The sequence below is a fragment of the Marinobacter similis genome (assembly GCF_000830985.1).
GTDB classification, from domain to species: domain Bacteria; phylum Pseudomonadota; class Gammaproteobacteria; order Pseudomonadales; family Oleiphilaceae; genus Marinobacter; species Marinobacter similis.
Map to the genome: position 1 here is coordinate 2,321,626 of NZ_CP007151.1, position 26,365 is coordinate 2,347,990.

Sequence of the window (26,365 nt, forward strand, 5' to 3'; positions counted from 1 at the left end):
CACCATGGTTGAGTACACCGAAGTAGGAAAAAAGCCGAATCTGATCGGAACTGACGCTCCAAGGCCGCAGGACAAGAACCCGAGGGGCGTGGATCGCATTATTGCCATTGCTTCCGGCAAGGGTGGCGTTGGTAAATCGACTGTGTCCTCCAACCTGGCGGTGGCCCTGGCCTCAAAAGGCCTGAAAGTCGGCCTGTTGGATGCCGACGTCTACGGCCCGAGCCAGCCCCGTATGCTGGGGGTCTCCGGTCGGCCTTCCAGCCCGGACGGAAGTACCATTCTGCCTTTGAGGAACCATGGCGTAACGCTGATGTCCCTCGGCCTGATGGCCTCGGACGATGAAGCGATTGTCTGGCGCGGTCCGATGCTGATGGGTGCACTGCAGCAAATGATGAACCAGGTCGAGTGGGGCCGACTGGACGTGTTGCTGGTGGATCTTCCGCCGGGCACCGGTGATGTCCAGATGACCCTGAGTCAGAAGTTCTTCGTGGCGGGTGCGGTCATTGTCTCGACACCGCAGGATATCGCTTTGATGGATGCTCGCAAGGGCATTGATATGTTCAAGCGAATGGAAGTTCCGCTATTTGGGCTGATCGAAAATATGGCGTCGTTTGTCTGCGATGGCTGCGGCAAAGAGCACCACCCGTTCGGACACGGTGGCGCGCGGGCGGAGGCCGAGAAACTCGGTTCGCCCTTCCTGGGGGAGATTCCGCTGGATCTCGATATCCGTGTGGGATCGGATGGTGGTGTCCCGATTGTGGTATCCAAGCCGGATAGTCCTCAGGCGCAAGCTTTCCAGCGCATTGCCGATGAAATTGTTGCCTCTGACGTCTACGCCCGGGCCATCCAATGATCGAATCACCCCAGTTTCCGCCGTTACTAACGGGAGAAGTGGTGCCCAGACACACGGACCCGTTTGATAAAGCCGTTAGCCGGGCAGTCGCGGGTGTCGATTCCGGCACGGTGTTCTACTCCGAGCAAGACGACACCCTGCGCGCGGCTCTGGTTCTGGCGCCGGAAACACCTCTGGAAGAGGCCATTCAGGCGGTCTACGTGGCTCAGATAGGTCTTGCCGAAAGCCTGGGTGCGCTGGCCCCGCCCGAAGTGCCGGTGCACTTTCAGTGGCCCGATCGCATCAAGGTAAACGGTGCGCTCTGTGGCAGTGTCCGTTTCGCATCGGATGTGTCCGATCCCAAGGCCTATCCCAACTGGCTGGTCATTGGCATTGAAGTACCGTTCATTCCGAGGACGGACCAGCCGGGAGAAAATCCGGATGAAACCTGTCTGTATGAAGAAGGCTGCATCGAAATCACGCCCATGGCCCTGCTGGAAAGCTGGTCCAAACACACTTTGCTGTGGCTGACCTACTTCCTGGACAGCGGCTTTGAGCGGGTACACAACGAGTGGCGGCCAAGATGCGATACTCTGGGCAAAATGATTGAGCTGCCCAGACCAGGCACCTTCGTTGGCCTGGATGAAAAAGGCCGGATGTTGTTGCGTCAGGATGTCATGACCGAGACGCTGAGTTTGATCGAATTCGCGGAGCACGTATGAAACTGGCCCGAACCCTTCAGCTGGATATTTCCGACGAAAACGTATTTGAAAAGCCCGCGCCCAGCGGTGAATGGGCAATTTCCGGCGGCTTCGAATTTTCCAACTGGACCGAAGCGGATCTGAAGGGCAAAGCCCGTCAGGCATTCAGCAACGGATGGTACAGCATTGAATCAGGCGGGCGCGCCAGTTTCGTGGGTGTGTGCAACATCACCGAACCGGAATTGGAGCATGTTCGCCGGATTCTCGCGCAGACATTTGTTGAGTATTACGGCGCGCCGGATATCGATGCGGCCTATCCGGTGGCCTGTGAGGAAATCGATCAGATGCGCAGCATGTGTGAAGACTTCGAGGACAACACACTGTTGATGGTCAGCCGCACCCTGACTGAACTGGGGGTCGAGGAAACCTACCGCTCCCGGGGGCCTCAGGATGCCTCACTGGAGGCCTTTGCGGTTCATGGCAGCGTCGACTGATTACAGGCCGAAACTGCCATAGGGAATAAACCGAACAGGGGTGCCCGGCTCTATCTGCTGGGCGCTTTCATCCAGTTCCACCAGTCCCTCGGACCAAGCCAGGCCGGTTACCCGGCCGGAGCCCTCCGAACCGAATACTTCAACCTGCCCATCCCGAACCCGTGCTCGCAGCATCTCGCTGCGCCCCGGCTTTTTGTTCTTGGAGAAGTTGGCGGGCATGACATAGCTCTGGGGCTCGAACCATTCGCCGCCGGCCAGTAGCGCCATTGCCGGTGCACCAAAGCGCAGCGTACAGACCCAGGCTGCTACCGGATTGCCCGGTAGACCCACCACCGGCGTGCCATTGAACATGGCCAGCGCCAGGGGCCGGCCCGGTTTGATGGCAATGCGCCAGTTGCTGATGTCGCCGTGGGCTTTGAGCGTTTTTGAGACATGATCTTCGTCGCCGGCTGACACACCGCCACTGGTCAGGATCAGATCGCATTGCTCGGCACCCCGCTCCAGCGCGTCTTTCACCTCGTCGGCCCGGTCCAGCACGTGGCCCAGGTCGACCAGCTCATAGCCCAGTTGAGTGACCAGGGCGCTCAACATCGGACGATTGGCATCGTAAATCTGCCAGTCGGTGACGGTAGCGCCAACCGGTTTTACTTCATCTCCGGTGGACAGAACACCCACGCGCAGCCTCGAAAATACGTCGACTGAGTCGACCCCGACGCTGGCGAGGACGGAAATCTGAGTGGGTGTCAGGCGGGTTCCGGCGGTCAGAATTCGGTCTTGAGCCTGGATATCCTCACCGGCTTTGCGCCGGTTGGCGCCCGCTTTCAGGGTTCCGTGCAGGTGCAATTCGTGATCGATGACCTCGCAGTCTTCTTCCAGCACCACTGTATCAGTGCCGTCCGGTATCACCGCCCCGGTCAGAATCCGGATGGCGTGGCCCTCCGGCACACGCCCTGTGTAGGGCTCGCCAGCTGCGCTCCGGCCATCGATCAGGGGCATGGCGCAGGGTACGTCGGTCAATGGTCCGGCAAAGGCATAGCCATCGACGGCGGAATTGCTGCTGGGGGGATGAGCACGGGGTGCATAAACGTCGTGCGCCAGGATTCGGTCATTCACCTGTGCCAGCGGGACCGCACGCTCTATGCCCACCACTGCATGCAAGCGTGAACGCAGCCGCTCAAGCGCTTCATCTACCGGCGTCCAGTTCACCCCCGGGGGCAGGGCAAAACAGTCGTTGCGAAGTGGTTTGGTAGCGTTGTCGTTCATACGTCTCCCATGTGTTGCTCACTCGCTAAGGGTTCTGCCAGGCCCAGGACAAAGTCTGCAATTCCGGGAACATCGTCTGCATCAAAAACGGGGCCTGAAAAATCCGGCGCGTAGTCTGCGGCCACAGCGATGACGTTGTCGTCTTGCAGAAACAGAGGCGCCCGTTCGCTCGCCCGCCGGTGCACTTCAATTTTGGGATGCGAATGGGACTTGAAGCCCTCCACCACCACCCAGTCGCAGGGGCCAAACCGAGCCAGTAACTCATCCATGGTCGGCTCGGCGGCGCCGCGCAGTTCGTGCATGATAGCGAAACGCTGACCTCCGGCCAGAATCACTTCCTGGGCCCCGGCTTCCCTGTGCTGGTAGCTGTCGGTGCCGGGTTGATCGATATCCACCCCGTGATGGGCGTGTTTGATCGAGTTCACCCGCAGACCCCGGGAGCTGAGCTCGCGGATCAATGCGCTTGCCAGGGTGGTTTTTCCAGAGTTTTTCCAACCTACGATGCCAATAACGTTCACTTCAGGTGTTGCTCCGCCCAGGCCAGATCCTCTGGCGTATTGATATTGAAAAAGTCGTCCTGCCCAAACACCACCAGCGACTCGCCCTGGGCCTGGGTCCATTGCCGGATCTTGCGCACGCCGTCATGGAGGGCGGCTCTCAGATCATCCCGTAAGGCAACACGCCAGCGGCCAAAGGTTGGTTGGGGCAGGCGGCCGCGCTCAGGATCCGGCGTCGCTGCCAAAACCACCGGAGTGTTGCATCCGGCAAGCCGCTCAGCCAGGTCCAGTGGGAATGATGGCGTATCCGCGGCAACACTGATCAGCCACTCATGACCCTGCTCGGCGGCCCAATCCATGCCTGCCAATACACCGGCCAGTGGGCCGGGGAAATCCGGGATCGAGTCCGCCACTACCGGGAGCCCCAAATCGCCGAAGCGGTTCAAATCCCCGTTGGCGTTCAGTACCACGGCATCGACCTGGGGTGTGATTCGATCAATCACACGTTGGATCAGGGACTGGTCGCCGAGCATCAAACGCCCTTTGTCACCGCCGCCCATGCGGTTTGCCTGGCCGCCGGCCAGAATGACAGCGCATTCCGTCATGGCTGGTCTCCATCAATCATTGGCTGCGCCTTTTCGTCGCATCTTTTTGTCCTCATCCGGCACCTGGGACAGATCCTGATCGAACACCAGCCGATGCTGACCACTGAGGCAGGTGAATTTCTTGCCGCGCATCCGTCCGATCAACGTTAATCCCACCTGCCGGGCGATATCGACTCCCCAGGCGGTAAACCCCGATCGACTGATCAGAGTGGGAATGCCCATCAAGGCGGTCTTGATCACCATTTCGGAGGTCAGTCGCCCCGTGGTGTAGAGGACTTTATCGGCTGCCGAGACATTGTTCAGGTGCATCCAGCCCGCTATTTTGTCGACTGCGTTGTGACGCCCGACATCCTCCATGTAGGCCAGTACCTGCTGGCCCTGACACAGAGCGGTGCCATGAATGGCGCCGGTTTCCATATACAGGCTGGGGGTGTGGTTAATCTGGTACGAGAGGTCATAGAAGGTGCTGGTGTGCACCGGGGTGTCCGGCAGTAACAAACCATCAAGGCCTGCCATCATGTCTCCGAACACCGTCCCCACCGCACAGCCCGAGGTACGGGTTTTCTTTTTCAGTTTTTCCTCAACATCCGTGACACCGGCGGTGCGAACGACAGCCACTTCCAGCTCTTCGTCAAAATCAATGCCGGTAACCTGGTCGCTCTCGTGAAGCATACCCTGATTCAAAAGGAATCCGAGCGCCAGGTATTCCGGGTAGTCGCCGATGGTCATGGCGGTGACGATTTCCTGGCTGTTCAGGTAAATGGTCAGCGGGCGCTCTTCGATCACGCTGATAGATTTCGGTTGCCCGGACTCATCAACGCCCTCAACAGTGCGGGATAGCCTGGGGTCGGCCGGATTGGGAAGCAGAGGTTCTATCATCATTGTTATTATCGCCCGTATGGGAGTCTCTCAATTTTAAGAAATTACGCTCGATTCACTGAGTCGTATCTGCCCCGATTAGTTGGCATTTGGAAAAAATAGCTGTTTGCCATCAACCTGATAGGCCGCAATGGCGGCTTGTCCGGTCTCGGACAGCAACCACTGTGCAAAGATCTCCGCCGCCTCTCGATTAACGTTGGGGCACTTCTCGGCACTCACGGGGATGACGCCGTATTGGTTGAACAAGGTCGGGTCACCCTCAAAGGCAATGGCTGCATCCTGTTTGTTGGCAAAGGTGATCCAGGTGCTCTGTCGGTCAGCACGTAGGCGCTGAGACCCACGCCGGTGTTGAGGGTGGCGCCCATGCCGCTGCCGGTTTCAAGGTACCATTGGCCAGATCCTTCGACTGGGTCAATACCTGCCTCTTGCCACAAGGTGCGTTCTTTCTTGTGGGTTCCTGAGTCATCACCGCGTGAAGCAAATTTGGCGTCAGCCTCTCGGATTCGGCGCAAGGCTTCGATGACATCGCTGGCGTTCGCTACATTGGCCGGGTCGGTTTTGGGCCCGATAATGACAAAGTCGTTGTACATCAGGTCGTGACGGTATTCGCCATAACCGTCGGCGACAAACTTTTCTTCGGCTTCCTTGGCGTGCACCAGCAGAACGTCGCCATCACAACGTCGAGCGTTCTTGATCGCCTGCCCGGTACCTACGGCCACGACGTTAACCTGAATGCCTGTGTCCTTTTTTATCATAGGAAGCAGGTAATCGTAGAAACCACTGTTTTTGGTGGAAGTGGTCGATTGAACAATAATGGTGTCGGCCAGGATCGGCGTGCTCAGGGCCAGTGTTGCGGCAATAAACAGGTTCTTCATCGTTGCCCTCTTAAAATAGTTGTTGTCGCCTGGAGCACTCCGAGAGTACGAATGCACCTAGAACAGCAGTTCACCGGCCAGGTAGGCCTTTGCCATCGGGGTTTCGGGGGAGGTAAAGAACTCCTGCGCCGGCCCCTGTTCGGCTACCTGTCCGTCGGATATAAATACGACTTCATCGGCCATTCGTCGAGCCTGACCTTGGTCGTGACTGACGAGAATCACCTTGGTTCCCTGGGCGCTCTGGCTTTCAAAAGGGATTCGATCAACAGCACGGACGCTGGGTCCAGACTGGCCGTTGCCTCATCCAGCAACAGCAGCGCCGGTTTACTCAGCAGCGCCCGTGCGAGCGACAGTCGTTGCTGTTCCCCACCTGATAACATGCGAGCCGGCTGGTCAATCAGATCTGCCAAATTCACCGCATCCAGGGCCTGAAGCAGATGTTGGGGGCTGGACTTTGCAATCTCCGGGGCGGCGAAGGCGAGGTTCTGCAGCACCGTTCGCCGCAGAAGCACCGGTTGTTGAAACACCATCGCCTGCCAGCTCCGGCTTTCCGGTACTTTTAGCTGACCCAGAGTAATGTGCCCCTGATCCGGCTTGATCAGCCCGTGTAGGCAGCGTAGCAGCAGGCTCTTGCCGGCGCCGTTTGGCCCCATGATCACCGTGATTCCGGGGGTGTCAATCATCAGATCCACACCGTCCAGCACCGGGCGATCGCCTTGATCAGGCGAAGATCACTGATACGAATTGGTAAGAGCGGATTAGGCATATTGGCGCTTCGCTGCGTATTCGCGGACACCGATCACCAGGGCGTTGACCAGTAAGGAGAGCGTAAGCAGTACTGCACCCAGCGCCAAGGCCAGAGTCAGATTGCCTTTAGAGGTTTCCAGTGCGATGGCGGTGGTCATCACGCGGGTCAGGTGATCGATGTTGCCGCCTACGATGATAACGGCACCAACCTCCGCGATGGCGCGTCCGAAACCTGCCAGAATGCAGGTGGTCAGGGCATAGCGCGCATCCACCAGGTATGCCGCCACCGCACGGCGTCCGGTGACACCCATGGAGTAAAAGGTATCGCTGTACTCCTGGTGCAGGTGCTCAATCACCTGGTTCGATAGAGCTGCGATGATCGGGGTGATCAGTACGACCTGCGCGATGATCATGGCCGTGGGTGTGTATAGCAGCCCCATCCAGCCCAGCGGGCCAGACCGCGACAGCAGTAAGTAGACCATCAGGCCAACGACCACAGGTGGCATGCCCATCAGGGCATTGAGCAAAAGGATGCAGAATTTCCGTCCCGGAAATTGAGTGATCGCCAGCCAGGTTCCCAGCGGCAAACCGATGATGGCGGAGATGAATAGGGCAACCAGACTGACCCGGACGGACAGCCAGAGAATTTCAAATAAATCTGCGTCCAGGGTGATTATCAGTCGAAAGGCTTCAGCCAAAGAGTCCATTTACGAGTGGAGTCCTGAAGTAGTGAATCGGAGATTGAACCTTCTTTGTTAAAGATTCTCAAGGGTTTCGGGTAGACCGAAGCTGAGCGGTGAAGAAACCGCCCGTATCTTCAAATCATTCAACAATCGCTTTTCGCTCATCGCCAACATCTGTAGATTCAGTGATTGACCAGAGCAAGGTGCGAAACTTTAAGCAGTAATTCAAGGAGGAATTATGGTTCTCGCCTGGCCAGCCAACGGAAAAAATAAAACCCTGAGAATGTCAGTGTTGCTCATGGCGCTAATGGTCTTTTCCGGTTCAGCGTTTGGGGGAGATATTCGCATAGGCATTGGGCAGGAGTTCGCCAGTGTCATCTCTCCTGAGAACGGGCGCCTCAAAGGTGAGCTTTCCCAAGCCTACAATTGCTTGATCAACGGTTCAGGTTATCGCGTCCAGTTCGTGGTTTTGCCACTGGCGAGGCTGATCAATGAATTGCGGGTGGGCAACGTAGATGTGGGGCTGCCGCTGGTTCATGATCCATCCAGGGATAGCTTCGCCACCTTCGGCGACACCGTCTTTGGCTCAAGTTACTTGCGAGTCTCTTGGCCAACCAATACGGCTCAGCCTGACGGGGATGATGTCAGATACGCTTATATTCGCGGGTTTGCGGGTAAAACCATGCTCAAAGACCTTGAAGGCCCGACTTTTGCCGTCAGTGAATGGGATCAGGCGATAGAGATGCTGCGCAGAGGGCGGGCTGATTACGTCCTCATCACCGAGAAAACGTTTGGTGCCATGACCGCCGATAGTGACGAGGAGTTTGTGGTCGAGAGAGTGCGTGATCTGGATGTGGGATTTTATGTCAGCAACCGCTCGCCGGAGTTATTGCAGGCCATGAATGACGCCAATGCCCGGTGTCGGGATTGAGGAGAGTTAAGAAAAGCTGAGAGAAAAGCGGAGCCGATACTCAAGGCTCCGCATAGCGGGCAACAAGTTGTTTCAGTTGGTCCATGCGCAGAGGTTTGGTGCAGTAATCATCCATGCCTGCGTCCAGGCACTGACTGCGAAAGCTCTCACTGGCATTGGCCGTGACCGCAATAATGGGTGTATCCACATTGGCTGCAGCGTTCAGGCGGATATTCCTTGTTGCCTCAATGCCATCCATAAACGGCATCTGACAGTCCATTAAGATCAGGTCCCAGGGTTCGTTCTTGGCTGCTTCTAGGGCCTCCAGACCATTCTGGACGCCCTTCGAAACTGCCCCGAGCTTTTCCAGTTGTTTGCGCATGATCATCCGGTTGCCAGCATCGTCCTCCACCACAAGAATTCTCGGTACAGGATTAACCGGCTCGAAACTTTTCAGGCTCGGCTCATCAATGGCAGATTGGTGAACCTGACCATAAGGCACCGTGACTTCCAGGGTGGTGCCCCGGCGTGAGGACTCCACAACTTCCATGTGGCCGCTGAGGGCACTGACCAGGGAGCTTGCCAGTGGCAACCCTAGTCCCACGCCTCCATAGCGACGGGTAAGACCGGCTTCGCCCTGTCTGAAGGCCTGAAACACTTTTTCTCTCTGATCATCCGGGATACCCGGGCCAGTGTCTGACACCAAGATGCGTAGAACCGGTTCGCCCCGCTGAAGGCTTCCTTGAATCAGTACTTCACCCCCGGCGGGTGTAAACTTCACAGCATTATCAATGAGCTGATAAAGCACCTTCTCCAGCATCAGTCCATCCATGGAGACCTTGGCCGGCACCTCGTCACTCATGCGGAACGTCAGCGCAACCGGTTTTGCCATCGCCACTTCTTTGAATTCGTCATCGAGAAGGTCAAACAGGGATTGCGGCTCGAACATCTGGGGTGAGCTGAGAAGATTCTCGCCCTGGGCATCGACAAAATCCAGAATGCCTCCAACCTGGCGGGTCACGCGCAAGTTAGCGCGTTCGATCAGACCGAAGGCCTGAGATTGTTCCCAATTGAACGGCGCATCCCGAAGCAGATCAAGCTGGCCTTGAATGGTGTGCAGGGGTGTGCGCAGTTCATGGCTGACAGCATTCAGGAAGTCATCCTTGATGCGGTTGCTGCTTTCAAGAGCCCTGCGGGCCTTTTCGCTGACCTGTATTTGGTGAGCCAGAAGCGTGTCGCGTTCGTCGCGTAGGGTTTTGATGCGCGATGCCAAAGCTAGAGAGAAGAGTGCCATTTCCCACGAAAGCGCTGTCGGGACGAAGTAAGAGGCCCAGTTGGTTGGTTCAATCAACGACGCGTATTCGAAACTTGTCAGGACAATGGCAGCAAGATAGGGGACCCAGCCGACCAGGAAATATCGGGCAGGTCGATAGCCTTTTTTAGCCAGTGGCAACGCCATGATAAGGGCGCCCAGATAAACCGTATAGGCCACGGCCATCCAACCGGCAAGCAGGACGTTAAACGTCAGAAGCGGCGCTGTAAACAGCCAGGCAATACCACACGCGCAAAGTCCATAGGAAAACGCGTGAATGCGGGGGTAGTTCCGTTTCGTGTCCAATAGCTTTTGAAACAGGAAGACGTGGAGAATCAACGAGCTTAAGCCGGCAACAAACCCTATTTTGGGAGAGAAATCGGGCACATCGATGAAATAGACTTGGGTGTTAGTCAGCAGGGCAGAGTAGACGAGAGTGGCCAGCGAGGCTGCCACATAGATTAGATAGACCTTGTCCCGGACACTGAAATACAGAAATAGATTGTAAATCGCCATGATGACGATGATGGCGAGTAGAGCAAATGCCAACGCTGTGTGAAAGGTCAATTCCTTGACCAATTCGCGGTCATTGAGCAAGTAGAAAAATGTGTTGATGTGCATGTGTGGCTCGATCCGGATGTGGACCGTGTGCTTCTCGGCACCGGTATCCACCTCGGCCGAGTCCAGCGGAATTGCGATGAAATGATGGGCCAGAGGCCTCTGTTCAGGGTGGCTCCAATATGTCACCGGCTCTTCGGTGGTGGCTTCTCCATCAACGTAGACTTGTACATTTTGGGCGTAGGGATGCAGCAGAAGCCACGGTTTCGTGGCAATCTCAGAATTTGTCAGCACAGTGCGCAGCCAAATGAATTGCCTCTTGTCCTGCGCATTGAACGACGTTGTGTTTAGAGGCACCCAGCCCTGTTTCGACTCGGCTGGACGGGAGGAACTATCCCAATCGCCTTCGAAGACTTCGATTCGGGGAGCCAGATCGAGAAAACCCGCTGAGTCGCCGTTTGCCCATAAATCTGAGGAGGTACACACGAGGAGGAAAGCCAGTACCACTCGGAGTCCCAAAGCGCTTAATTCAACATGGCCCATCTGTCTATTCTGCCTGCTCATGTGCCTGAACTTCACAAGATCGTAAATCTTGACGTCGTAATCTGGAAAGGTGTGTCGTTAATAACGATGCTTCGGAGCCTACTTAAAAGGGTGCTGTATGTATAGCTCCACGCTGCGACAATTTGTCTCTGAAATGTACGGGCGACTTGAGAGGCCGAAATCGTTCATCCCGCTATCGATGAACTTCCCGCAATTGCTTCAAGGCTTGCCCGCGAGGACTACACTTTGCAGGAAATTGGCGAGCTTTTGGGACTGGGCTATTCTAGGCTCAGTCGAATTGAGAATGGGGAAGGAAAACAGATCTGACCTCACGAACTGAGCGAGAATGAAGCGAAGACGATTGGCCTGGCCGGTCAATGAGGGCGCGAGTTTCTGGTTTAACAATAAAACAACAGGCACTGGGAATTCGTCATGAGCGTTTCAGAAACTCCCGTCATGAGTCTGCGTGGTAAGGCCATTGCCACCTTGGCGCTCGCCGTATTGGCGCTGGGCGGGAATTATCTCAGTCTGCCGCTGTTCTTCGGGGTCAGCTTTATTTTCGGCTCCATCATGGTAATGCTGGCGGTGTGGTTTTTGGGCACGTTGCCAGCGGTGGTAGTGGCTATTACTGGTGGGCTCTACACGCTGGTGCTGTGGGGACATCCCTACGCCTTGGTGATTTTCACCCTTGAGGCGGCCGCAGTGGGCTTGCTGTATCGACGAGGGCTGCGAAATCTGGTGCTGGCTGACCTGGTGTATTGGCTGGTACTGGGGGGGCCGCTGGTACTTGTGTTCTATCGAGGGGCGATGGGTATGGCGTGGGAAGCCACCACCCTAATCACCCTGAAACAACTCCTGAATGGCCTGTTCAATGCGCTGCTTGCCGGCTTATCATCCTGGGCATGCAGCTGAACTGGCGTGCAGGGGACCGCAGAGTATTGGGTACCGCGGGGCTGCCAAGTCTCCTGTTTCATGTCCTTCTGACGACTATTCTTATTACCGGTTCGGCGCCCATTATCAGTCAAGGCTACAACCAGAGGGTGCAGCTGGAAGCCTTCATGGCGGAACGAATGTCAGAGCGTGCGAGTGATGTTGCTGCGCGCTTGAGGGATGTGCCACACGGACAATGGGGTGAACGCCTGAGCGCAGGGCGACAGCTGGAAGGCATCGGGCTGGCATTGCGCGGTCCTGATGGCGAGGTACTGGCTCGCCAGGGTGAAATCGCCAGTTTTTCCGAGCGCCCGGGCCGTTTGCATGCGCTCGATAGTGGCCTGTTCATTTGGCTCCCCTCGGGCGACATGCCTGTAATGCCCCGCTGGAAACAGGGGCGTTATCAAATCAGTTTGCCGCTAGATGGCGGCGAAGGTTTGGCTGAAGTACTGATGGAGCAGTCGGCGACACCGCTGGTCCGAACCCTGGAGCAGGCCAGCGTGAGCATGTTCACTTTTCTCGCGGCGCTGCTTGCAGTGGGTGTCCTGATTGCCCGCTTCCTGAGTGGGTGGCTGACCCAACCGTTGAGCAAACTGGAACGCACCAGCCGTGATTTGAGCAGTCAGATTAGCCAAGGAATTAAGCCGCAACTGCCCAGTAGCCGAATTGCCGAATATGACGGCCTGGGCGAGAGCTTGCGCGAAATGTCCGGCTTGCTGGCCGGGCGAGTTCGAGAATTGCGCGATTTTAACGCGGCTCTGTTCAGCTCTGCGGGCGCGATTATGGCTGTCCTCGATCGAGAGGGGAGGGTTGTCCGCTTCAATAAGGCTGCGGAACTCGCAACCGGTTACAGCGCTCAGGAGATTGAGGGCAAGCTAGCTTGGGAATACCTGGCGCCTCCGGAAGACCGCGCGGCTGTTGAAGCTGTTTTCCAGCAGCTGACGCCGGGCAGTGTTCCCGCCAGGCTTGAAACTCACTGGTTGATGCGTGATGGCACGCGGCGTCTTTATGACTGGTCGAATGCGGAGTTGCTTGACGAGCTGGGCGAGGTCGAATTCGTTGTGGCTATCGGTGTCGATATCACCGCCCGTAAACGAGCCGAAGCGGCATTGCGGGAACAGGCGACACATACCCAGACCATTATCGATAACATGGCGGACGGCCTCTTTACCATCAATGCCAACGGCATCATCCAGTCAGCCAATCACGCGGCCACGCGAATCTTCGGTTATGAGGCCGAAGAAGTACTCGGTCGCAACGTCAGCATGCTCATGCCCAGCCCGCATCGAGAGGCTCACGACAGTTACTTGCGGAACTATCAAAGCACCGGCGTGGCAAGAATCATTGGCACTGACCGAGAGGTTGAGGGCCAGCGCAAAGACGGCACTCTTTTCCCTATGGAACTGAGGGTGTCTGAGATTACCCAGTACGAGCAGCCGGTATACGTGGGCCTGGTGCGAGACATCAGTGAGCGCAAGCGCATGGAGAGCATGAAAAGCGAATTTGTCTCCACAGTCAGTCACGAGCTGCGCACCCCCCTGACTTCTATTTCCGGTGCACTGGGCCTGGTGGTTGGCGGTGGTTTGGGCCAGTTGCCGGATAAGGTTCGGCACATGATTGGCATTGCTCAGAACAACAGCCTGCGTTTGACTCACCTGATTAACGACCTGCTGGACATCGAAAAAATCACTGCCGGAAAACTGCAGTTTGATATGAAGATAGAGCCGCTGCTGCCACTCATTGAGCAGGCGCTGGAAAGCCACCGGACCTTCGGCGGCAAACGGAATGTGGCGCTATCTCTGGATGCTGAGTCGACCGATGCCGATGTGCGGGTGGACAGCCAGCGACTGCAACAGGTGCTGGCCAATCTGCTTTCGAATGCCATCAAGTTTTCACCCGAGGGCGGTACGGTCAGTGTTTCAGTGCAGCAGCTGTCTGATAAGGCGCGGGTGGTGGTGGCTGACCAGGGGCCGGGCATCCCGGAAGCCTTCCAGTCACGGATTTTCGAGAAGTTTTCCCAGGCAGATTCATCCGATACCCGTCAGAAAGGCGGCACTGGTCTGGGGTTGGCGATCACGCGTGAGCTCGTCGAGCACATGGGTGGGCGAGTTGGCTTTGACTCAGCGGAAGGACAAGGCGCCACTTTCTGGATTGAACTGCCGCTGTTCGACAAAAATCGATTTGATCCAGACGCGATTACCGAGGACCCAGTGCAGTTGAGCGCGCCACGAATTCTGGTGGTGGAAGACGAACCGGATGTGGCTGAGATGCTTGGCATTTTGTTTACCCGCAGTGGCTACCGGGTTGATATCGCGCACACGGGACAAGAAGCGTTGGATGCGTTGGCGGAAAACAAGTTCGATGCCGTCAGCCTGGACTTGATGCTGCCAGACATAAGCGGGATGGATATTATTCATCATTTGCGCAAGCAACCAGAGACTGTGGATCTCCCGATAATGGTGCTATCAGCAAAGATGGAAAAAGGGCGCTTGGCCATCAATGGTGATTTAGCTGGTATCGAGTGGCTGGCCAAGCCCATAGACGAGCGGCGATTGCTGGAATCCCTTGAAAGGCTCCTTGGTTCATCGACGCCGACCAAAGCCCGCGTTTTGCACGTGGAGGATGATTCTGATGTCCATCAAGTTATCCGAGCCATGGCGGGCGAACGGTTCGATTTTATCCAAGAGCCCTCAGTACGCACGGCCCGTGAACGGATTGTGCATGAGCGCTTCGACGTGATCATTCTGGATATCGGCCTGCCGGATGGCTCCGGTTGGGATTTGCTGCCTGAAATACGGGCCCGGCAACCTGAGGCACGGGTGTTGGTGCTCTCTGGCACCGAATTGACAGCCGATGAAGCCCGAGAGGTCGAGTCGGTGTTGCTCAAATCCCAGATCTCACCGAGCGATCTTTTGGAGGCGCTGAACGAGCGTATTCATAATCGGTATGTGAAGCATGGGGCCTGACAGATACGTGTGGGGTGCATGTGGTACCCTTACGCACCTCTGTCGAGTGTGTAGATCAAGCTTGAATGCCGACACCCGGCGGGCCAACTTCAATCTGGAGCTCGAGTCTTACCCATGAGAGTTGTTATTCGTTATTTTTTTCGTTTTGTGCGCCTGGTGCTCACGCCCTTCATGTTGCTCAGCGAGAAGCTCAGCACGCCCAAGAGCGTGACCCGCAGCGCGGAAGAGCAGGCCGCCGCAGACGAGGCCAGCAAGCAGCTAGCTCTTTACCAGTTCAGCGCTTGCCCGTTCTGCATCAAGGTCCGCAAGGAAATCGCGCGGCTTGGCCTGAACATTGAAACCCGCAACGCCCAGCATGACCCGCAGCATCGTGCAGCGTTGGAGGCCGGTGGCGGCCGCATCAAAGTACCCTGCTTGAAGATTCAGCAAGAGGATGGCAGTGAGCGCTGGCTGTACGAGTCTGGCGAGATCAAGGCATGGCTGCAGGAACGATTCGAGCCGGCCTGATTGTTCCAGTCGATATATGGATTCAGACAAACAAAAAAGCCCGCACTAAGCGGCTTTTTTGTGGAATATGTCCCGGTACGCCGTTATGCAATACAGGGAGCTGACGAGAGCTAACTGGGTAACTCTGTTTATTCAAAAGTGTTCTCTTCAGGGCGTGAACCGGGTGATAAGGTTTCGAAGCGACTGTGAAAGTCTTGCCAATTCGTTACTCGAACCGGCAGTTTCCTCAGCACCATGGCTTGTCTGATTGGAGATGTCTCTTACTGATTGCACGCATTGGCTGATCTGAGTGACAGCTACGCTTTGCTCCGTAGCCGCTGCAGTTGGTGCGTTCATTTCGAGCAGTTTATCGATGATTCGGTTCAAAAGTGCATAGGTTGCCGACTGCAACGTTGGTTACGCTGGCTCAGTGCTCAGTGCTCAGTGCTCAGTGCTCGGCTCAAAGTCTCCAGATCAACTGGCCGACTGAAATAGAAACCCTGAAAAAAGTCGCAGTTCATGGCATCGAGAAGCTTGTGCTGTTGTTGTGTTTCTACGCCTTCAGCCACCACCCGCATGCCAAGCTTATGAGCCATTGTCATTATGGTTTCGATAATTACCCACTCGTTGCCGTTGGCACGCTCGTCTGCTCTTTGAACAAAGGATTTGTCTATTTTTACCTCGTCGAATGGCAATCTAGAGAGGTAAGCCATAGACGAGTAGCCAGTTCCGAAGTCATCCATAGCTATTCGAATGCCGTGTGCTCTCAGCGCCTGCATTTTCGCCAGTGCATCCTCCAGATCGTCCAGTACGATCGACTCTGTAACCTCCAGGCATAGTCCGGTTGCTGTCGCGCCGGCTTGTTGTAATGTTTTTAAGACAACATCAACGAAGTCAGGCTGGTGGAACTGTTTGGAGCTAACGTTTACAGAGATGTGTAAGCCCTGGGTTTTTGGCTCTTGCTGCCAAACTGACAGTTGATGGCAAGCGGTTCTCAGAACCCATCGGCCGAGAGGAATGATCAAGCCGTTGTGTTCGGCAATAGGAATGAAATCAGCAGGAGAGATAAAGCCACGTTCAGGGTGCTTCCATCGAAGCAGGGCTTCCACTCCCTGGCACTCGCCATTCCGGCCAATTTGCTTTTGATAAGCCAGGGTGAGCTCGTTTCGTTCCATTGCCTGTCTCAGTTCAATTTCAAGGCGGAACCGTTTGGCAAGGATGGATTGAATGTGGGGGTCGTGAAATCGGATGACATTGCGGCCTACTGACTTGGCTTCATACATCGCCGTGTCTGCTCGTTTTAGCAGTTCCTCGCTGGATTGTTCCGCACCATCGAATAGAGCAATGCCGATACTGGTTTCACATTTGTATTCGTAGCCGTTCAGATCAACAGGCTTGTGAAGAAGGGTCAGCAGATTTTCGGCAAGGCGGTTGGCATTTCGTGTTGCTATGTCCTCGGACGTTCCGAGATTACCCGTGAGAATGACAAATTCATCACCGCCAAGCCGTGCAACGGTATCCGTTTCGCGAAAGTTACTGCTCAGGATGTTGGCAAGACTTCGGAGCAGCCTGTCGCCAAACGAGTGCCCAAGAGTATCGTTAAGGCTCTTGAAATCATCCAGGTCGAGATAGAGCAGTGCGCCGTATTGCTGGTGTCTGGAGGCCTCCGCAAGGGCGCGTCCGATTCGGTCCTCAAATAATCGGCGATTGGGTAAGCCTGTCAGCTCATCGTAAAAAGCCAACTGCTGAATACGCGCTTCGGCTTGTTTTTTCTCCGTTACATCAGTAATGAATCCGCTCCAGAGAATGCTCCCATCCTCTTGGCGATCCGGGATGGCGTTCCCCTGCAGCCAATGCTCATTCCCATTCAGGCGAATACGGTATTCATGCTTCCAGACATTGAGCTCCTGTGCCGACTTCTGGATTGAAACCATCAGTTTTTCAAGGTCATCTTTGTGGACCATCTGGAAAATGCGGTCAGCGTTGTCTTTGACCTCATCTGCGGTAACACCGTGAACATGTTCGATGGCGGCGCTAGCGTATGGGATGCGCATGCGGCCATCGGGATCCAACTGAAACTGATAGACGGTTCCAGGCAGCCTGGAGACCAGCCTCTTGAACCGGTCTTCAATCTGTCTGGCTTCGCGTTCGGATTTCTTGGCCAGGCTGTCCGATTCCAGAATTCGAAAGCGCAGGATTACTGTAATGGTTGATACAACGAGAATAAAAACACTTGCGATAACGGCAAACGCTGCAATGAGCGTTTCATCGATGGTGTGGCTAGGCCCTTGGGCAATCGGCCACTCCAATGGCAGAAAAACGGTCGCAGCCATAGCGACATAGTGCAGGCTAGATATGGCTAGCCCCATGAGTGACGCCGTGGCTAGCTTTAATAGGAAAGAAAAGTCGCGGGCGTTGAACGTGCACTGCAAAGCCATCATCAGGCGCGGGACAGCGAGCGCTGAGCTGGCCATTACCGCAGCAACAAGGATGGAAAGGGTGAAAAGTTCCGGGCGATAGAGCATTTTTGCATTCACTAGCATTCCGCTCATGCCAAGGTAGTGCATGACGCCAATGCCAAGCCCCATGAGGGTGCCTCCGCCCACGATCGCGAAGGCGCTAGGTTCAGTGTTTCGAAGAACCCGAAGGCCAATATACCCCGCCAAAATAGCGGGGATTAACGAGATCGATGTTGTCACAGGCTCAAAATAAACGTCCATCGGCAACTTAAAGGCAACCATCCCGACGAAGTGCATGGTCCATACACCGATGCCCATAGCGATCGCGCCAATGATATGCCAGCGATGAGCAACAGACGGCGATTGCGTGGAGCGCATCAGGTCGACATGGCTAACGCTGGCAAAGGCGGCGAGAATGGCGATGAGCAACGACAAAACAACCAAAGGTAGAGAATGGTGAGTCGTGAGGGCAAGCTCTGCGGGCGTGGTGTCGTTTGTGAAATTCAGTTGAAACATCGTCGGGTTTGTTCCGCAGGATTTTTGGTGAACTATAAAGCAGCTCAGCGCATCCGTATGCGTGGAATACGAAAATTTACAATTTTAGCGGGCTGAAATTATTGGTAATCGCTGGACGAGCAGAGGGCCGGGCGCTAGTGCGCGCCTGGTTTCGTCACTGCTATCGGTCACGGTGACTTCGGTCGGTACCTCGCCATGCCGATAGAGTGACGGGTGGCAGCTTTGCATCTTTTGCTCAAGAAGTTTGAGAAAGCGCCGCTAAACTTAGAACAGTTGCCAAGTGTCGGGAGAGGTCGAATGAACTGGGGAAATCGGTTTGGATTTCGAGTCAAAATGGCCTTGCCATTCATAATTACGGCGTTGGCGTTGATTGCTATTGTGTTTTTTGCAGTCAATACCGTTCGCAACCTCGTATCCGATACCGACCAGGTGGCTGAGGTGTACCTGCCGTCGGTCAGTGAGGTTCTCAATGGCGACCGTGACTTGTATCAGGCCCTGGTGGCTCAGAAAGATTACGTCGGCGTTTTTGGTTATGGTGATGAAGCCGAAGAGTATCTGGCCAGCTATGAAGAAAACGCCCAGCAGGCCTACGATCGCTTTAATCAGGCTGTGAGCCGGCTTCAGGGCGCCAATGTGTCTGGCATTGCTGAGGGCTTTGAATCCGCCTTCAGTGACTGGAAAGCTTCGGCGGATAGCGTGTTTGAACAAGCTCGCAACGGCAATGTTTCAAGGGCTCAGGAAATTGCTACGTCAGAGACCCGAGAGCTCTTTGGAAACCTGCGCAACTATTTCGATGAAGTTGGTGCCCTCGCTGACCAGCAAGCCCACGCCCAGGCAAAGACCACTTCTGAGGAGGGGCAGTCAAGCTCAATCATCATCGTTTCAGTTACAGCGATTGCGCTGCTCTTGAGCGCCGCGCTGTTCGTGTTTTTCCTCAAGCTGATTATCAATTCGATAGCCGACATCCGCGGTCAGTTGGATAATATTGCCCAAGGTGAAGGGGATCTCACGCAGCGCATTGCTGTTGAGCAAGAAGACGATCTTGGGAAGCTGGCTCAGAGTTTTAATCAGGTGTTGGGGAATCTGCAGTCGATGATCGCATCCATACAGCACCTGACTACCGAGCTTGGGGGTGGGGCAACCGATCTTTCACGTACCGCAGCTGAAAACAGCGATGGCGTGATTCGTCAGACCGATTCTATATCCATGGTGGCAACAGCCATCAATGAAATGCAGAGTGCGATTGAAGAGGTCGCGGGCAATGCCTCAAGGGCGTCCGAGCTTACCCGGGAAGCTGAGCAAAAGGGGGAAAATGGCGGGCGGATTGTTCGTCAGTCCTCCGAACAGGTCCAACAGTTGTCAGCGCAGATTTCAAAAGCAGTAGAAGTGATTCGCCAGCTGTCTCAGGACTCCAGCAACATTACGTCCGTCCTTGATGTCATCCGGGGCATTGCCGAGCAAACAAACCTTCTTGCTCTGAATGCCGCGATTGAAGCAGCCCGGGCCGGGGAACACGGTCGGGGCTTCGCTGTCGTCGCCGATGAAGTTCGGACCCTGGCGCAGCGCACCCAGAAATCAACCGAAGACATTCAGGAGATGATCACCGCCTTACAAACTGGCGTTTCGGACGTCGTGTCTGTGATGGAGACTGGAAGCGATCAGGCGTCGCAAACCGAAGAGTTGGCCTTGAGCGCTGAAACTGAGATCCAGGCTATCCTGGAGGCGATGGCGACCATTGCGGACATGAACGCCAGCGTGGCATCTGCAACAGAGGAACAAAGTCAGGTGGTTGAAGAAATCAATCAGAACATAACGCAGATTAATGATCTGGCCGAAGAGAGTGCGGATCGCTCCAAGGCAATTGATGGTATTAGTAACTCGCTGGAGGGGTACGCACGAGAGCTTGAGAATCAAACCGGAAAGTTCAAGGTTTGAGTATCTGCCGATAAAGAAAAGGCCCGCGTTTTCACGCAGGCCTTTGAAATAATGGCCCGCCCGAGAGGATTCGAACCTCTGACCTCTGCCTCCGGAGGGCAGCGCTCTATCCAGCTGAGCTACGGGCGGAACGAAAGTTAACGGCAGTGCGTTAATTTCGAGTGCGCAATCTTACGTGCGCATCGGGACTCTGTCCAGCCCCGATTCCATATCCGAGTATCGTGGGTTAGCGCAGGGCCATAGGCTCCGGGGTCACGTTCACCAGGACGTCTTCATTGCTGACGGATATGTCCCCATCCTGGACCGTAACCTGAAAGCCCATATTGCGCTGCGCCAGTTTCGCCAGCGCGTCGGTGCCTCCGGCGGCAGGTTGACAATGGTCAGGTTGTCGAACCGGCTCAGCTTATTGTGATGCTTTTCCCACCACAGCGGCACCGCGCGGCCGCCGTAAGCGTACAGAATGACCTGCCGGGCCCGGTTGCAGGCCTTGCGCAGACGACCTTCCTCGGGCAACCCCAGTTCAATCCACAGTTCGATCTCATCGCTCAGGCTCTTCTGCCACAACTCCGGCTCATCGTCGGTGCTCAGACCCTTGGTGAACTCCAGGTGTTCGTCGGCGTTAAGGGCGAACGCCAGCAGCCGGATCATCATCCGCTCGTCGTTTTCGGACGGGTGTTGGGCAATGGTCAGGTGATGATCGGCGTAGTAGTGCCGGTCCATGTCGGCGATGTTCAGTGTGGCTTTGTGGATCGTTGCTTTGAGCGCCATGAAAGGTCCGGATTGGTGTCTTGCTATGAGTATGCGCTAGTGTAGTGCAATTCCGCCCTGATAAGCATGACGACCTTTCAATGTTGCGTGGTTTCCTGATTCTGGTTTTGTTTTTCCTGCTCGGCGAGGCGCTGCGGCTGGTGTTTGTGTTGCCGATCAGTGGTGGCGTGCTGGGTATGATCCTCATGACCCTTACCCTGATGCTGCAGGGCCGGGTCAGCAACGAGCTGGCTAGTGCCAGTCAGGGCCTGATCTCAGTGCTGGTGCTGCTGATCATGCCTGGGGTGGTTGGCGCGTTTTTTACCGTCAGCCAGTTTCAGGGCCAGTGGTTGGCGGTGGTGGTGGCGCTTCTGTTGGGCACCGTCCTCAGTGTGCTGACCACGCTGTTGCTGATGCGCGCGTTGGTGCGGAGCGGGCAGCAAGGTAGGCAGGACGGGAGTAGGGCGGATGACTGACCTGCTAGCCCGCGTGTTTGACCTGCCGGAGACTCTGTCGGCTACGCCGATACTGGCGATTGGCCTGACCCTGAGTGCGTTTTTTATTGGCAACTGGCTGTTCCGCCGTCTGGGCCGGCCGCTGTGGCTGCCGCCGGTGCTGCTATCGGCGTTTGTGCTCGCACTTACCATTGCCCTGTTACCACTGGATTATGCTCGCTATCGCCACGGTGCCGAGTGGCTGATGCTGTTGCTGGGGCCGGCTACGGTCGCCCTCGGCATTCCCCTGTATCAACAGATGCACCATGTCCGTGCCTTGTGGCGTCCCATTGTCTGCACCTTGCCGGTGGCAGCTACCCTGGCGTCGGTGTACGCGCTGGTGATTGCCTGGGCTCTGGGCGCGAGCCCGGAGGTTCTGGCCTCGCTGGCGCCCAAGTCCGTCACGGCTCCGATTGCCATTGGCATAACCGAGCAACTCGGCGGTGCCGTGCCCCTGATGATGGGCGGGCTGCTGGTTACCGGCGTGCTCGCCACGCTGTTTGTTGATCTGCTTGCGGGGCCGCTGGGAATAGAGGACGAGCGCATACTCGGCTTTGCCCTCGGCCTGAACGGCCACGCCATTGGCACTGCCAGGGCCTTTGAAATCAGTCCTGCCGCCGGCGCCTTTGCCTCTCTTGGGATGGGGCTGACTGGAGTCTTTACCGCTTTGGTTCTCCCGTTAATATTGAGCATTGGTTAATGCAGTTCAGGGAGTCGTTACAAACGGACGTTGATTGTCTATCTTACTTATTAGTGATGCGCATCAAGTTCTCTGGCAAAGCAATAGTCCCAAACTGTAAGTGCTGGCACCTCTTTCATCTATTGGCTATTGTTTGATGAATATAAAAATTACACCGTGAGTGTCGCTGAGTAGCAGCACCAACTCGGGGGTTACTAATATGAATGATCCTTCATCCCTTACCCCAAGCTGGTTTGACACGACCTTCATGGGGCATGGGCATTGCTACCTTTGGCGTTCTGATCTGGTAATTCTGCATACCGCCTCCGATGTACTCATTGCCGCTTCCTATTTCACCATCCCGGTTGCTCTGTACGTGCTGGTCCATAAGCGCAAAGACCTTGAATACGACTGGATGTTTGTCCTGTTTGCGTTGTTTATTTTTTGCTGTGGGCTAACCCATTTGATGGCGGTCTACAACGTCTGGAATGGTGCCTATTACGTCTCTGGAAGTCTCAAGGCATTAACCGCCGTGGTCTCCTTGCTCACCGCGGCCCTGATCTGGCCGCTTATTCCTAAAGCTGTAGCGCTGCCGCGGCCTGCGGAACTGCAAGCTGCAAACCATGAGCTGGAAGCAGAAATTTCCCGCCGCAGTCTCTCAGAGCAAAGCCTCGAGAGGACCCAGGTAGAGCTGAAAGGACGCATAGAAGAATTAACCCGCACCAAGGCTCGGCTGGAACAGGAAATCGAGCAGCGGGCCCGTTTGGAGAAGCAGCAACAGGAACAGACGCAGGCGTTAAAACGGTCGAACGAAGAGCTCGAGCAGTTTGCCTTTATCGCTTCTCATGACCTGCGGGAGCCTTTGCGCAAACTGATGGCGTTCACCCAGATGCTTATGTCCGGTAAATACGGAGCATTTAACGAAAAAGGCGAGCAATTTGTGAGTTACATCCGCGAGGCTGCAGAGCGGATGGACGCGCTGCTGAACAGCCTGCTGAGTTACAGCCGGATCAGTTCCAGTCGCGAACATCATGAAGATGTTGATCTTGCACAAATCGTGGATGAGGCCTGTCGGGACTTGCAGCTGCGCATCGAGGAAACGGGCGCCTCGATCCAGGTTGAAGACCTGTGTCGGGTGCATGGAGACCCTGCGCAGCTTAGGCAGCTAATTCAGAATCTCTTGAGTAACTCACTGAAATACTGTGCTCCTGGAACTGCCCCGTTCATCAGGATTGAAGCGCACCTGAATGAGCCTCGGGGCGTTGTGATGTGATTGTGGCTGATAATGGCATCGGATTCGATATGGCCTATGGAGAACAGATCTTCGAAGTGTTTAAGAGGCTGCATGGCAGGGGAGAGTTTGAAGGCACCGGGATGGGGCTTGCCATTTGCCGCAAAATTGTAGAGCGCCATGGAGGAAGTATTGCTGCGCAAGGTGCTGAAGGGAAGGGCGCGCAGTTCCGGTTTGATTTGCCGTTCGCCGCGGCACGCGGAGGCGATGCATGAAAATTGTCCCAGTCTTGATGGCCGATGATGATCCCGTTGACCAGGTATTGACGAAGGAAGCGTTCGAAGAAGCCAAGGCGCTCAATCCGCTTTCTTTTGTCGATGACGGTGTTGAGTTGATGAAATATCTCCGGCGAGAGCCTCCCTACACCGATGAGTCCCGTTATCCATTTCCTGGTTTAATTCTTCTTGATCTGAATATGCCGAAGAAGGATGGTCGAGAGTGTCTCGCAGAAATACGGAGCGATCCTGGGCTCAGGCATCTACCGGTAATTGTTATGACCACATCCAGCCGGGAGGAAGAAGTATTCAGCAGTTATGATCTGGGAGCCAATTCGTACATTACCAAACCGGTGGATTTCGAGAAATTGGTTGCCCAGGTGAAGGCATTAAACGCTTATTGGTGTTCAATTGTGGAGTTACCGAGTGGTTAGCTCAGAAAAAGTCATCCGGGTGCACATCGTCGATGACGATCCTACTGACTTTGTCATTCTCGACGAGTTGCTTTCCGGTTCAACTCGATTCCGGTTCGAACTAAGTCATCTCAGTACTATTGAGGAGGCGCGTCAGGAATTGCTGGACCCTGAATGCGATGTCTTCTTAATCGACTACTTTCTGGGGCGGGGAACAGCACGCGATCTCTTGATGGAGGCTAGGAAGCTGCACTGCACTATCCCTATTGTGGTTTTGACGGGGGCAAACTCTCCGCAACTCGATGATGAAGTGCTGGAGCTGGGCGCTGCAGATTTTTTGCCCAAGGACGAACTGAGTTTGCCCTTGCTGGAGCGAACCATTGTGCATGCGATTCGCCACAAACGCACTGAGCTTGAACTGGAGAGAATGGTCAAGCGGGATCCCTTAACCGGCTTGGGCAATCGGCTCTTGTTTGAGGAAATTCTCGAAAGCTCATTGGCGCGCTGTAAACGTTCTGGCGGAAAACTTGCGGTGCTGTTCATGGATCTTGACCGCTTTAAGGAGATCAACGATTCACTTGGGCATCCAACGGGTGATCTGCTTCTACTGCTGATATCCGATCGTTTGAGATCCGTGATTCGAGAGGCTGATTTCATTGCCCGGATTGGTGGTGATGAATTCACCATCCTGATCGAAGAGTTGCACAGCGTAAACGATGCCCTGTCGGTAGCCCATAAGGTCGTATCGGCGGTGTCTTACCCCTCGCCAGTTGGCGGGCACGAGTTGAACGTATCTGCCAGCATCGGCTTGGCCATATATCCGGAAAACGGCAATACCCCCATCAAGTTGATGCAGAAGGCGGACCTTGCTCTTTATGAAGCAAAACGAAGTGGCTTGAATAAAGTCCAGTGTTTCACCGCGAATCTTCAGACTCAGCTAGAGAAGCACCTCTACCTCGAAAAAGGTTTGCGATATGCACTGGAAAACGATCAGTTTGACCTTCATCTCCAGCCCCAGTGGACCCTGGAGGGCCAGAAAGTCATTGGTTTCGAGGCCTTATTGCGCTGGCGTTACGGAGCTGAAGGTATGGTATCTCCGGCCGATTTTATTCCTGTCGCGGAGAAAACAGGCTTAATCGTGCCCATCGGTGAATGGGTGCTTTCCAGGGCATGTCAGTACCTTAAAGAGTGGCAATTGTTGGGGATCAATAACTGTCGAATAGCCATCAATGTATCGCCACTGCAATTGAAGGCGGGCAAGTTTGTTGATGCGCTTGAGTCTATTGCGTTGGCCGAGGGCGTAAGTGCCGATCTTCTTGAGGTCGAGATAACCGAGGAAAGTCTGCTGGATGGCATTGAGGAGCACGGTCGAGTTTCCACGGAATTAAGCCGGTTACGAGGGCTGGGCATCAAGATAGCCATTGATGATTTCGGAACGGGCTATTCTTCCCTGCGGTACTTGAGGCAATTTCCAGCGGATGTTGTCAAGATCGACAAGAGCTTTGTGTCGTCAGATAGGGAGGAGTTGTTTGAGCCAGACATATGCAAAGCCATTGTCACCATGGCGGAGTCATTGAGTATGGAGGTGATTGCAGAGGGCATTGAAACGCCGACCCAACTGCTCGAATTGCAGCAGCTTGGATGCCTGTTGGGTCAAGGCTTTCTTGTATCGCGGCCGTTGACTTTTGAGGAAGCAAGTCAGTGGGCATTGGCGGGCCGGCCAAGCCCTGCGTGATAAAAGTACGGCATGGATTGCCAGGGAGGGAGGATGCTGAATCTGTGGTTGATTGCTTCAGGTGAGCAGGGTGAAAACCTGGAGGAAGTGCTGCGTATGAACTCACTTGGCCATAATTTAACGGTTCTGGCGAACGAAGGTGAGTTTGACCAGTGTGCGGAAAATCTTGAGGTGAACTCCAGGCGATTCCCCCATTTGTTGATGTATCTGATTGACGATAACCCGGATGCTGCGAGCGCCTGGCTTCAGCGAGTGAAATCCTCCGCGGAGTTCCGGCATGTACCGGCGATCGTTTTTTATACTCAAGAGGCCAGGCCTGACGTCCGGACTCTTTATGCGCATGGAGCCGCATCGGTTATCCGTGTCCCTGTGGGGTTTCAGGGTTTGGTTGAGATCATGCGAGTCATTGAGGCTTATTGGTTCAACGTCACGCTGGTTCCCAAACGCAGTCCGGTAAGCGGCCTAACTTCAGCTAACAATTAAGAAAAATAAGTTACTGGCTTGCTTGTCTGACGCCACTCCAGAGGCAGTACCAACGGCTCATTCACCTCACGAATAACCCCCACTTGCAATTTCGATTGCTGTTACGGGATTCCCCGA

27 protein-coding genes, 1 tRNA gene and 1 pseudogene are annotated in these 26,365 nt (G+C 55.2%); 16 read left to right on the forward strand and 13 right to left on the reverse strand.

The window, feature by feature from the left end; genetic code table 11:
- Positions 1–4: 4 nt before the first annotated feature.
- Genes AU14_RS10750 through AU14_RS10760 form a run of 3 tightly spaced genes read left to right on the forward strand, consistent with a single transcriptional unit; the run spans position 5 to position 2,027 of the window.
- Positions 5–853 (forward strand): Mrp/NBP35 family ATP-binding protein, encoded by an 849-nt coding sequence (locus tag AU14_RS10750; protein ID WP_094191200.1) that lies wholly within the window; start codon positions 5–7, stop codon positions 851–853.
- Positions 850–1,554, forward strand: coding sequence for a biotin/lipoate--protein ligase family protein (locus AU14_RS10755; RefSeq protein WP_041340748.1), 705 nt, complete (start codon positions 850–852; stop codon positions 1,552–1,554). The genes AU14_RS10750 and AU14_RS10755 overlap by 4 nt, the downstream gene beginning before the upstream one ends.
- Complete coding sequence (locus AU14_RS10760) at positions 1,551–2,027, forward strand: DUF6505 family protein (protein WP_041340751.1); 477 nt, start codon at positions 1,551–1,553, stop codon at positions 2,025–2,027. Before AU14_RS10755 ends, AU14_RS10760 begins: the two co-directional genes overlap by 4 nt.
- On the opposite strand, the gene AU14_RS10765 is transcribed toward AU14_RS10760, so the two are convergent.
- The 9 genes from AU14_RS10765 to AU14_RS10795 form a co-directional block, all read right to left on the reverse strand.
- The gene (locus tag AU14_RS10765; protein WP_041340753.1) at positions 2,028–3,290 is read right to left on the reverse strand and encodes a molybdopterin-binding protein; all 1,263 of its coding nucleotides are present in this window, start codon (positions 3,288–3,290) and stop codon (positions 2,028–2,030) included.
- Positions 3,287–3,808, reverse strand: coding sequence for a molybdopterin-guanine dinucleotide biosynthesis protein B (gene mobB / locus AU14_RS10770; RefSeq protein WP_041340755.1), 522 nt, complete (start codon positions 3,806–3,808; stop codon positions 3,287–3,289). The genes AU14_RS10765 and mobB overlap by 4 nt, the downstream gene beginning before the upstream one ends.
- Complete coding sequence (mobA, locus tag AU14_RS10775; RefSeq protein ID WP_041340757.1) at positions 3,805–4,392, reverse strand: molybdenum cofactor guanylyltransferase MobA; 588 nt, start codon at positions 4,390–4,392, stop codon at positions 3,805–3,807. The genes mobB and mobA overlap by 4 nt, the downstream gene beginning before the upstream one ends.
- Positions 4,393–4,404: 12 nt before the next feature.
- Entirely contained in the window at positions 4,405–5,274 is an 870-nt protein-coding gene (gene fdhD / locus AU14_RS10780; RefSeq protein WP_041340759.1) for a formate dehydrogenase accessory sulfurtransferase FdhD, read from the reverse strand.
- Positions 5,275–5,349: 75 nt separating this feature from the next.
- Entirely contained in the window at positions 5,350–5,490 is a 141-nt protein-coding gene (locus AU14_RS21495; RefSeq protein ID WP_236743994.1) for a hypothetical protein, read from the reverse strand.
- Entirely contained in the window at positions 5,487–6,146 is a 660-nt protein-coding gene (locus AU14_RS10785) for a substrate-binding domain-containing protein (protein ID WP_236743995.1), read from the reverse strand. The genes AU14_RS21495 and AU14_RS10785 overlap by 4 nt, the downstream gene beginning before the upstream one ends.
- 57 nt (positions 6,147–6,203) lie before the next feature.
- On the reverse strand, positions 6,204–6,329 hold the full coding sequence (locus tag AU14_RS22845; protein WP_269079038.1) for a hypothetical protein: 126 nt from the start codon (positions 6,327–6,329) through the stop codon (positions 6,204–6,206).
- Between the two features lie 35 nt (positions 6,330–6,364).
- On the reverse strand, positions 6,365–6,850 hold the full coding sequence (locus AU14_RS10790) for an ATP-binding cassette domain-containing protein (protein WP_330217884.1): 486 nt from the start codon (positions 6,848–6,850) through the stop codon (positions 6,365–6,367).
- Between the two features lie 54 nt (positions 6,851–6,904).
- The gene (locus AU14_RS10795; protein ID WP_041340762.1) at positions 6,905–7,600 is read right to left on the reverse strand and encodes an ABC transporter permease; all 696 of its coding nucleotides are present in this window, start codon (positions 7,598–7,600) and stop codon (positions 6,905–6,907) included.
- A gap of 214 nt (positions 7,601–7,814) precedes the next feature.
- Here AU14_RS10795 and AU14_RS10800 point away from each other — a divergent pair, with 214 nt between their 5' ends.
- A complete protein-coding gene (locus tag AU14_RS10800; RefSeq protein ID WP_041340764.1) occupies positions 7,815–8,507 on the forward strand; it encodes a substrate-binding periplasmic protein in 693 nt (230 codons plus the stop codon).
- A 40-nt stretch (positions 8,508–8,547) separates the two neighbouring features.
- Here the strand turns inward: AU14_RS10800 and AU14_RS10805 are convergent, their stop codons facing one another.
- A complete protein-coding gene (locus AU14_RS10805) occupies positions 8,548–10,899 on the reverse strand; it encodes a 7TM diverse intracellular signaling domain-containing protein (RefSeq protein ID WP_041340766.1) in 2,352 nt (783 codons plus the stop codon).
- Positions 10,900–11,112: 213 nt separating this feature from the next.
- On the opposite strand from AU14_RS10805, the gene AU14_RS23850 reads away from it, so the two are divergent.
- The 4 genes from AU14_RS23850 to AU14_RS10820 all read left to right on the forward strand — a co-directional run bounded on the left by AU14_RS23850 (position 11,113) and on the right by AU14_RS10820 (position 15,302).
- A complete protein-coding gene (locus AU14_RS23850; protein WP_407942853.1) occupies positions 11,113–11,226 on the forward strand; it encodes a helix-turn-helix domain-containing protein in 114 nt (37 codons plus the stop codon).
- Positions 11,227–11,331: 105 nt separating this feature from the next.
- Positions 11,332–11,811, forward strand: a complete 480-nt coding sequence (locus AU14_RS19840) for a hypothetical protein (RefSeq protein ID WP_041340769.1) — start codon at positions 11,332–11,334, stop codon at positions 11,809–11,811.
- A 146-nt stretch (positions 11,812–11,957) separates the two neighbouring features.
- Positions 11,958–14,795: a PAS domain S-box protein gene (locus AU14_RS10815; protein ID WP_201773472.1), complete on the forward strand. Its 2,838-nt coding sequence runs from the start codon at positions 11,958–11,960 to the stop codon at positions 14,793–14,795.
- 114 nt (positions 14,796–14,909) lie between these two features.
- Positions 14,910–15,302, forward strand: a complete 393-nt coding sequence (locus tag AU14_RS10820) for a glutaredoxin family protein (RefSeq protein ID WP_041340771.1) — start codon at positions 14,910–14,912, stop codon at positions 15,300–15,302.
- A gap of 413 nt (positions 15,303–15,715) precedes the next feature.
- Here the strand turns inward: AU14_RS10820 and AU14_RS10825 are convergent, their stop codons facing one another.
- Entirely contained in the window at positions 15,716–18,256 is a 2,541-nt protein-coding gene (locus tag AU14_RS10825) for a bifunctional diguanylate cyclase/phosphodiesterase (RefSeq protein ID WP_201773473.1), read from the reverse strand.
- Positions 18,257–18,469: 213 nt separating this feature from the next.
- On the opposite strand from AU14_RS10825, the gene AU14_RS10830 reads away from it, so the two are divergent.
- Complete coding sequence (locus AU14_RS10830; RefSeq protein WP_236743996.1) at positions 18,470–20,191, forward strand: methyl-accepting chemotaxis protein; 1,722 nt, start codon at positions 18,470–18,472, stop codon at positions 20,189–20,191.
- Positions 20,192–20,243: 52 nt separating this feature from the next.
- Here the strand turns inward: AU14_RS10830 and AU14_RS10835 are convergent.
- Positions 20,244–20,320, reverse strand: a tRNA-Arg gene (locus tag AU14_RS10835).
- Positions 20,321–20,417: 97 nt separating this feature from the next.
- Positions 20,418–20,959: pseudogene (locus AU14_RS10840) on the reverse strand (YaeQ family protein).
- Positions 20,960–21,039: 80 nt separating this feature from the next.
- On the opposite strand from AU14_RS10840, the gene AU14_RS10845 reads away from it, so the two are divergent.
- From AU14_RS10845 to AU14_RS18660, 7 genes are all read left to right on the forward strand, one after another.
- The gene (locus AU14_RS10845; protein WP_041340776.1) at positions 21,040–21,414 is read left to right on the forward strand and encodes a CidA/LrgA family protein; all 375 of its coding nucleotides are present in this window, start codon (positions 21,040–21,042) and stop codon (positions 21,412–21,414) included.
- A complete protein-coding gene (locus tag AU14_RS10850; RefSeq protein ID WP_041340779.1) occupies positions 21,407–22,132 on the forward strand; it encodes an LrgB family protein in 726 nt (241 codons plus the stop codon). The genes AU14_RS10845 and AU14_RS10850 overlap by 8 nt, the downstream gene beginning before the upstream one ends.
- Positions 22,133–22,331: 199 nt before the next feature.
- The gene (locus AU14_RS18655; protein WP_052472022.1) at positions 22,332–23,384 is read left to right on the forward strand and encodes a sensor histidine kinase; all 1,053 of its coding nucleotides are present in this window, start codon (positions 22,332–22,334) and stop codon (positions 23,382–23,384) included.
- Positions 23,381–23,617, forward strand: coding sequence for a sensor histidine kinase (locus tag AU14_RS10860; RefSeq protein WP_052472023.1), 237 nt, complete (start codon positions 23,381–23,383; stop codon positions 23,615–23,617). The genes AU14_RS18655 and AU14_RS10860 overlap by 4 nt, the downstream gene beginning before the upstream one ends.
- The gene (locus AU14_RS10865; RefSeq protein ID WP_041340782.1) at positions 23,614–24,051 is read left to right on the forward strand and encodes a response regulator; all 438 of its coding nucleotides are present in this window, start codon (positions 23,614–23,616) and stop codon (positions 24,049–24,051) included. The genes AU14_RS10860 and AU14_RS10865 overlap by 4 nt, the downstream gene beginning before the upstream one ends.
- Complete coding sequence (locus AU14_RS10870; RefSeq protein WP_041340785.1) at positions 24,044–25,765, forward strand: putative bifunctional diguanylate cyclase/phosphodiesterase; 1,722 nt, start codon at positions 24,044–24,046, stop codon at positions 25,763–25,765. The genes AU14_RS10865 and AU14_RS10870 overlap by 8 nt, the downstream gene beginning before the upstream one ends.
- Before the next feature lie 33 nt (positions 25,766–25,798).
- Positions 25,799–26,248: a response regulator gene (locus AU14_RS18660; RefSeq protein ID WP_052472024.1), complete on the forward strand. Its 450-nt coding sequence runs from the start codon at positions 25,799–25,801 to the stop codon at positions 26,246–26,248.
- Positions 26,249–26,365: the final 117 nt, after the last annotated feature.